Origin of the sequence: Mesorhizobium carmichaelinearum (genome assembly GCF_900199455.1) — a bacterium.
Lineage (GTDB): Bacteria > Pseudomonadota > Alphaproteobacteria > Rhizobiales > Rhizobiaceae > Mesorhizobium > Mesorhizobium carmichaelinearum.
In genome coordinates this window covers 1-7738 of the sequence record NZ_FZQR01000077.1, presented here as the reverse complement: position 1 = coordinate 7738, position 7738 = coordinate 1, and the positions used below count along the sequence as shown (strand labels likewise).

General features: G+C 58.9%; 7 protein-coding genes and 1 pseudogene. 6 read left to right on the top strand and 2 right to left on the bottom strand.

Annotated features, from left to right (window positions below; translation table 11 throughout):
* The 5 genes from CKW40_RS41550 to CKW40_RS41525 form a co-directional block, all read left to right on the top strand.
* A partial coding sequence (locus CKW40_RS41550) for a hypothetical protein (protein WP_244571552.1) occupies window positions 1–471 on the top strand: 471 nt, incomplete at its 5' end.
* 189 nt (window positions 472–660) lie between these two features.
* On the top strand, window positions 661–1791 hold the full coding sequence (locus CKW40_RS41545; protein WP_342202981.1) for an NRAMP family divalent metal transporter: 1131 nt from the start codon (window positions 661–663) through the stop codon (window positions 1789–1791).
* A gap of 6 nt (window positions 1792–1797) precedes the next feature.
* Window positions 1798–2694 (top strand): DUF6328 family protein, encoded by an 897-nt coding sequence (locus tag CKW40_RS41540; RefSeq protein ID WP_095205297.1) that lies wholly within the window; start codon window positions 1798–1800, stop codon window positions 2692–2694.
* Window positions 2691–3842 (top strand): DUF2252 family protein, encoded by a 1152-nt coding sequence (locus CKW40_RS41535; RefSeq protein ID WP_095205296.1) that lies wholly within the window; start codon window positions 2691–2693, stop codon window positions 3840–3842. The genes CKW40_RS41540 and CKW40_RS41535 overlap by 4 nt, the downstream gene beginning before the upstream one ends.
* Before the next feature lie 293 nt (window positions 3843–4135).
* Window positions 4136–4636, top strand: a complete 501-nt coding sequence (locus tag CKW40_RS41525) for a DUF6894 family protein (RefSeq protein ID WP_095205294.1) — start codon at window positions 4136–4138, stop codon at window positions 4634–4636.
* A gap of 69 nt (window positions 4637–4705) precedes the next feature.
* Here the strand turns inward: CKW40_RS41525 and CKW40_RS41520 are convergent, their stop codons facing one another.
* Complete coding sequence (locus tag CKW40_RS41520) at window positions 4706–4903, bottom strand: hypothetical protein (RefSeq protein ID WP_095205293.1); 198 nt, start codon at window positions 4901–4903, stop codon at window positions 4706–4708.
* Window positions 4904–5903: 1000 nt separating this feature from the next.
* Window positions 5904–6203, bottom strand: coding sequence for a DUF1236 domain-containing protein (locus CKW40_RS41515; RefSeq protein WP_095205299.1), 300 nt, complete (start codon window positions 6201–6203; stop codon window positions 5904–5906).
* A gap of 554 nt (window positions 6204–6757) precedes the next feature.
* Here CKW40_RS41515 and CKW40_RS41510 point away from each other — a divergent pair.
* Window positions 6758–7576, top strand: a pseudogene (locus CKW40_RS41510) (glycosyltransferase family 4 protein); the annotation flags it as partial.
* Between the last annotated feature and the right edge of the window lie 162 nt (window positions 7577–7738).

Sequence of the window (7738 nt, the reverse complement as noted above, 5' to 3'; positions counted from 1 at the left end):
ATACCAGCGTACGCACAGCAGGATCACGGATCGATCAAAATGGCGGCCTTTGAACATGAGCAACTCCTGGAAAGAAGGAGAAGGTGTCATGCACCAATCACCTTTCCGAAAAGTTTGCGACAAAACCGAAACGCAATGCGGATCGAGACAATGGCAACATCAGTGGTTTTCGCGCTGCTGGCTGGGAGCGCCCACGCTCAAACTTCCGACGACCCTGCCGTCACCGCTTGCAAATCAACTGGTCTGTTGGCTCTGCAGGAAAAGTCGAAGGACATCAACGATCTCGTGATCGACATCGAGAGTATCGCGGTCAGCAAGGCTGACACCAAAGTGGAAAATGTGCCGGTCAAAACGGTCATCCTCGGCGAAGCCTATATCGCTCGCAATGGTAAAACCGGAGCGGCTGATCGCTTCGTTTGTCTGCTCGGCGAAAAGGGCAAGGTGCTGTTGACCTTCTTCACCGCCCAGTGAGCAACCTCCGGCGTTGCCAGATCCAACAATTGCGCGGGAGCGTCGGTGCGAACTCACCGTTTCTCCCGTGACGACCTGATGAAGGATTGCGCGCTCAAGCTTTGACTTCCAGCGGCGCTTTATTCCTGGTCTTTGTAGGATTTCGCAGCTTCCTCGATCTTGCGCCAATCGTTTCGGCTGACCTGGACTATGCTGTTCAGCTACCCGCTTATGGCGGTCGTTCAGGAGATCAGTGCCAGGATCGGGCGCACGACCGGCCGCGGCATCGCCGGTAACATGCGCAAATATTATCCGAACTGGCTGCTTCAGTCGGTAGTCCTCCTTCTGCTCATAGCAAACACCATCAACATCGGCGCCGATCTCGGTGCCATGGGCGACGCGCTGAAGTTGATTGTCGGAGGACCGGCCCTGGCTTATGCGGTGGCCTTCGGTGTCATCTCGGTGATCCTTCAAATCTTTCTGAAATATACGCGGTACGTCTCCATTCTGAAGTGGTTTACCCTGTCCCTGTTCGCCTACTTCGCCACGGTCCTGGTTGTGTCCGTTCCTTGGGCCGACGTCGCGCGGGGAATGCTAATCCCCAAATTCACTGCTGGCGCCAATTTCTGGACATCCGTGGTGGCGATACTCGGCACGACCATCAGCCCGTACCTGTTCTTCTGGCAGGCGTCGCAGGAGGTCGAAGACGAGAAGGCAAAGCCAGAGCGCCAGCCACTGAAGGACGCCCCAGAGCAAACGGAAAACGCAGTCGAACGCATCCGCCTGGACACCTATGTTGGCATGGCCTTTTCGAACATCGTCGCGCTTGCCATCATGATTACCGCCGGCGCGACCTTGCATGCTCACGGTGTGACGGACATCCAGTCCACGAGTCAGGCGGCGGAAGCCCTTAAACCCGTCGGGGGCAACTTTGCCTTCATAATCTTCGCGGTTGGTGTCATCGGCACAGGGCTATTGGCAATACCGGTGCTCGCAGGCTCGGCCGGTTACGCCTTGGGGGAGGCGCGAAAGTGGCCGGTCGGTCTCGACCGCAAACCGCTCGAAGCCAAGGCTTTTTATGCCACGATCGCCGTCGCGACCGTCGTCGGAGTCGGCCTCAATTTCACGCCGATCAACCCCATCAAAGCCCTGTACTGGAGCGCGGTCGTCAATGGCGTGGTTGCCGTCCCCGTTATGGCGGTGATGATGGCGATGACCGCGAGGCCTGACATTATGGGAAAGGCCACTGTTCCTCTGGCGCTCCGCGTGGTGGGTTGGGTCGCAACCGTCGTGATGGCTGCAGCGGCCGTTGTTATGATTGGTCAACTCATCCGGGGTTGAGAAGAGGTGCCGCCCGACAAGAGAACCAAGCTGGCATTGGATGAATCGCGGACGCTGATGCTGGGCGCGCAGATTTTGCTCGGCTTCCAGCTTCAGGGGCGCGTCCAGACAGCATTTTCGTCCTTGCCGTCCTATACCAAGGATATGTACATCATCGCGTTGGGTCTGATGGTCCTCGTTGTCGGGCTTTTAATTACGCCGAGCGCCTACCATCGCATTGTCGAACACGGCGCGGCTGGACCGCGGGTTGATCGTTTTATTACCCGCGCCGCCGAAACCACGCTCCCGCCGTTCGCTTTGGCGATGGCCCTGAACCTTGCTATCGCCGGGGAGGTCATCGGTGGAGTCTCTGTCGCCTTTGGTGCCGGGACTGCGGGGCTCGTTTTGGCGCTGGCGTTCTGGTACGGGCCGCTGGTTTTCAAATCCGAGCAGCAGGAGGGAGCATCAGCCATGCATCAAACGTCGACCGAGACCAAAATCGAGTACGTAATGACCGAAAGCCGCATTGTGCTGCCCGGCGCACAAGCCTTGCTGGGCTTCCAATTGGCGATTGTCGTCACTCAAGGCTTCGCCGCCATGTCGCCGCTTGACAAAGCTGCTCATGGGATTGCCCTGGCGTGCGTTGCGTTGTCGACCGTCCTGCTGATGACGCCGGCGGCCTACCACAGGATCGTCTATGGCGGAGAGGCGGCACAGGCGTTCTACACCGTGGCGAGCAGACTGGTTCTGGCCGCAACTGTATTCCTGGCGATCGGACTGTCCGTCGAGATGTACGTCGTGGTGAGCAAGATTACGGGCATAGCTGCGGCGGGCGTCTTTGCCGCCGCCGCCTCAATAGTCCTGCTGGTCGGCCTTTGGCATGTCTGGCCGCTGCTGCGCCGATGCCGGGAGACGCAGCCATGAACTTCTCGGATCGGCCAGGGTATCTGGAAAGGTTGCGCAATCGCAAAATGGCCAAATCGCAACATGGGTTCGTACGCGGCAGCGCGTGGCTGTTTTATGACTGGCTGAACAAGCATGATGAAGGCTTGCCGCACGGGCCCGCTGTCTGGATCTGCGGCGACTGCCATCTTGGCAACCTGGGGGCGATCGCGGACCTGGAAGGCGGCGTAGCGGTTCAGATCCGGGATTTTGACCAGACCGTCATAGGCAACCCGGCACACGACCTCGTGCGGCTGGGCCTCTCGCTGGCTTCGGCCATCCGCAGTTCCGACCTGCCGGGCGTGACAACAGCGCACATGCTCGGCAACCTCCTCGCCGGCTACATCAAGGCAGCGCCCTCGTCAGGCGCGCGAGGATCCAAGGACCTGCGAAAGCTGCTCAAACGCGCCGCGCACCGACGCTGGCACAACCTCGCCCTAGAGCGATTTGAAGGACAACAGAAGCAGTTGCCGCGGAACCGCCGATTTTGGCCCTTGCATCGCCGCGAGCGCAGCCAGGTGCGCACCTTCTGCCAAGGTCTGGATATCTCAGGCCTCACTCCGGAAACGGAGCAGCACGGCAAGAACGGCTGGGAGTTCATGGATGCGGCGTACTGGATCAAAGGATGCAGTTCGCTCGGGGACCTGCGCTTTGCGGCCCTGATGCGGGGCAAGCATCATCGCATGGCGCTGCTCGACATCAAGGAAGCGACGGCTGCGGCCGCTCCCTCGGCACTGCGGGCACAGATGCCTGGCAATCATGCCGAGCGCGTCCGGGCAGGCGCGCGCGCCATGTCTCCAAACCTAGGCGATCGCATCGTGTGCGGTGAGATTGAGGGGAAGCCTGTCTTTGTCAGGGCGATATCGCCACGCGATATGAAACTCGAAATCGACTGGCTGACAAGTCGACAGACGCAGACCCTTGCCCGTCACCTCGGTTCGATCGTGGGCGAAGCGCACGGCCGCCAGATGGACGCCGCCGATTGGCGCAGTTGGACCCGCGAACTGTCGCATGCCCCCGGCGCAAACACTAAGACACCGTCGTGGTTATGGACAAGCGTCGTTGACCTGCTCGCAATTCATGAGCTTGCGTATCTTGATCATTGCCGACGGTTCGCTCTCGCAAACTAAGCGATTTCCTGGAAACGCCACGACGCTGGAACCTCCAAGTCGATGGCTAGTTCATCCCTGACTCATGACATGGGAGAAAAACGACATGACAACCTCGGACGAGAACCCTCGGGCTCCACAATCCAAGTCTCCATCAGGGCCTGCAACGCCATCGCCGTCCACCCAGAAGATCTCCGGCGCCGGGCCTGCCCTTTCCGAGCATTCCAAGGACGCCAAGGCGCCAAAGAGCGGGCGACAGCCTGGGGCATACGTCAAGGACTGACCCGAGAAACTGATAGCGTTGGAGTAATCACATGCAGATAATTGAAACGGTCGTCGAAAACGGACCCTTCCCGAGAGTCCGGTTCGTGGGCGAAGGCGGTGAGGCGATTTCCGTCTCCCTGGCCTATGACAGCGCCCGCGATGACGTGCAATTGATTGCAAAGGCAAAGGTGCTGCTATTGCACGCCGCCGCGTTCGATGACGACAGCGGGGCCACAGACGCCAGCGCGCGAACCCGGCCGGAATCAGGCCGCCCCGCGTCCTATACCCTCGAGTATCGGGACAAGGGTCAAGTGCGGGAGCTCGCAGGCCTCTCGTTTCCCACGTTGCAAGCGGTCCTGGACGAATGTCGACGTTCTGCGGCCGACCTTTGGCAGGACGCGCTCTCGCGTGGTGACGCGCCGGTCGGCTGGGCGGTGCGAGCTAAGGATGCAAGTGGAACGATCGTCGCGACAGTCGATTTTGAGGATGTTCGCGCACCAGACGGCGCGAACGTGACTGGCGTAGCTGAGCCGACCCCATCGAACTTCTAGCCCTGTCGCGCCGATGCCCGCCTCATGGGTGGCGGCAATCATCCTGTGGAAGATAGGGGACGCTCAACGCTATAGCCGATCGAAATCAGCAAGCCCGAGACGTATTCGCTGGCCCTCTGCGTAGGCCAGGGCGAACGGCTCCAATTGGAATGATCGGGTTAGTTCCTCGTCGCCGTCGACCACGCGGACGAACCATTCTCCGCAGACTTCGATCACTTCAACGCAAGGGCTGACCTGTTCATTGAGGCTTACGGTCACGCTATCCATCGCAAGCTCCTTAGAAAGCAATGGGGAAAACATCGAGTCTTATAAGGCTCGCCCGCGGCCGGTTTCAATATCAAATGTGTATCGGAGCATAGGCAAGGAGATCGGCGACAAGGCCTGGATAGTGGGGATAACGCTGCCGCCGAACGAGCGTGGAGTGGTCGAATCTCCGGAAATGTGAATCCCCAGCCCACGGGCGGAACATTAGCACCGCCTAGCGGTTCTAATTTGGTTGGAGACCTCCGAATTCCCCGGGTGGGTATTATGTCCGTATTGGCGTTTGAATTGGTCTATTTTTCCGGTCTGACGAGCAGCGACCTGCTAGGCGGTGTCGTGTCCCTGCTGGCGTGCCTCGTACTCTTCAACGTCATGGCAAAGGATAGCCCAAATCAATAGAACTTGCGCTCGGTAGGACGTTGATGCCGAATATTGTGCACTATAATCTGGGCTTGACGAAATGAACGCTCGTGGAAGACACGCGTTCCAATTGCTTTTCGGGGCGATCAGTCGTCCCAAGCGGCCCGGCCAGCCTTCAGGTGGACACAGGATGACCAGCCGGGCCGCGCCGGCCGTTTGAGCCAGCCGGGCGAAGGGACAAATTTTACTCTCCTTCTGTCTGTTCTCAATAAAAAATCGATGTACGATTTTTACGGAGTTGTGATTGCCGGCATGGATCTTACGGCGGTGCCCCACTCCGATAAATCATCCTAAAAGGACTTGTCTGCGCGGATCACGGTCCGGGCAATGGCGAGCCGTGTTTTTTCGTCTTGGCGTTCTCTTTCTGGATCATTTTTTCCGCCGCGATCAGCCGGTTGCGTCCAGGGCCGATGCTACCGCTGCCTCCCGTCGCTTCGCAGTGCGCACCAACTACCTCTCGAACGGGCCGATTTGGCCAAAGGACGGGCTGGACAGCTTGATCTGTTCCACGCGTGAGGATGGCCGCAAAGACTAACAAGCCTGCGGCCACCCGTTCGACTTCCGCCCCCCGACGAACGTCTGCCGTTTAATCGTACACCTTGACAATCTTGCGCGTGCCAGGATCGACCAGGACCGTCCGGTTGTCGATCACGACGTATCGGTATTTGACGTTGGGAACCTCATGGAGCTCAACGGTATCAGGTAAAGCTGTACCAACATTAAGTTCCACGCCGGGAAGCTTTACGGAAGCCAACGGTTGCTTTTTCACATATTCCCGGATGACCGTGTCCTGTTCTGGCTGGATGACCACATCCTCTGCCGCGGCCGCACCGATTCCGGCTATGAGCAAGAAAGCCGCAGCGGCGGTACCGAAATGCATCCTCATGATTTTCTCCTTCAAGCTGGTTAAAGAGCACCTCGTCGGCGCTCACAAATCTAACCCAGAGGGCGTGGAACCGTTCCAGAGTCAGACTTTGGTCCCAAAATCGGGCCTAAGCCTGACGTCCGCGCCACGTGGGTCTGAAGCTGAGGAACCTGACTGTTATGGGTCTTGGCGCCACAGCCATCAAAGAGACCATGCCCAATCGCGGTTTGGCCTCACATTCATTAGAATCCATTCTACCTCCGGCCTGCCGGACCGGCGGCGCGGCCCATCCGGATTCGAAGCGAACCAATGCAGGGCTTGGACCACATTTTGGTGAGAAGATACTCAGGTGTACCCGAACACTAGTGGCTGACCCGAAGTGGGACTTCGCAGCGATTGTGGGCGGGGCTTGCGCCCGCGGCCGAGCTCTTGTGTGCGGTTACCCCTGTGTCAGACCGTCAGTCGTTACCGTCTTTCGGGAACATATTAGTAATTCGAAAGTTTGCGGGCGAAAGGAGCGGCGCTCGCATGCGCGTCGGCCCTTGTCGAGTCTTAATTTGCGGACGCACCTAGAAATGAAGATCGCCCAGATTGCACCTCTAATGGAGTCCGTCCCTCCCAAGCTCTACGGGGGCACCGAGCGCATCGTCTCGTATCTGACTGAGGAGCTGGTTCGACAGGGCCACGAGGTGACGCTGTTCGCCAGCGGCGATTCAAGGACGTCGGCCGAACTTGTGGCGTGTTGCGACGCGTCGCTACGCCTGAGCCCGAAGGGAAGGGACCCCGTGCCGTGTCACGTTTCGATGCTTGAGCAGGTGCGCAGATGGGCGGAAGCCTTCGATGTGCTGCATTTCCACGTCGACGTTCTCCACTTTCCGATCATTAGAGAGTTTAGCAGGCGAACCGTTACGACCCTTCATGGCCGGCTTGACCTCCCGGACCTCGCACGGCTTTATGCGATGTTCGACGACATTCCACTGGTCTCGATCTCCGATGATCAGCGCCGGCCGATGCCGCCGGTCAATTGGCTCGGAACGGTCTATCACGGCTTGCCGCCTGGTATCCTGCCCTTCCGTCAAAAGGCCTCGAGCTATCTGGCGTTCCTTGGCCGCATCTCACCGGAGAAGGGACCACTGGCCGCGATAGAAATCGCTGCCCGCGCAGGAATGCCGCTGAAGATCGCGGCCAAGATCGATTCGGTTGACCGTTCGTTTTGGAGAGAATGCGTCGAACCACAGGTGCTGCGAAATTCAAATGTTGAGTTCATTGGCGAGATTAATGAGAGGCAAAAGGCGGAGTTTTTGGGCAAAGCGGCAGCGTTGCTATTCCCGATCGACTGGCCGGAACCGTTCGGCCTCGTGACCATTGAGGCGATGGCCTGCGGAACCCCTGTGTCCTCTGTGATCAACGATAACCGCCCGCGGCCGTGCTAGACCACATGTTCGCCTGAGGTAGGGCGACCCGTCTCACAGTATGCAGGTTATCGAGGGTTGCGCTGGATATCCCGGCGCCGAGCCTCATGCATAGGAGACGGGCCATGGACGAGCATATCACCT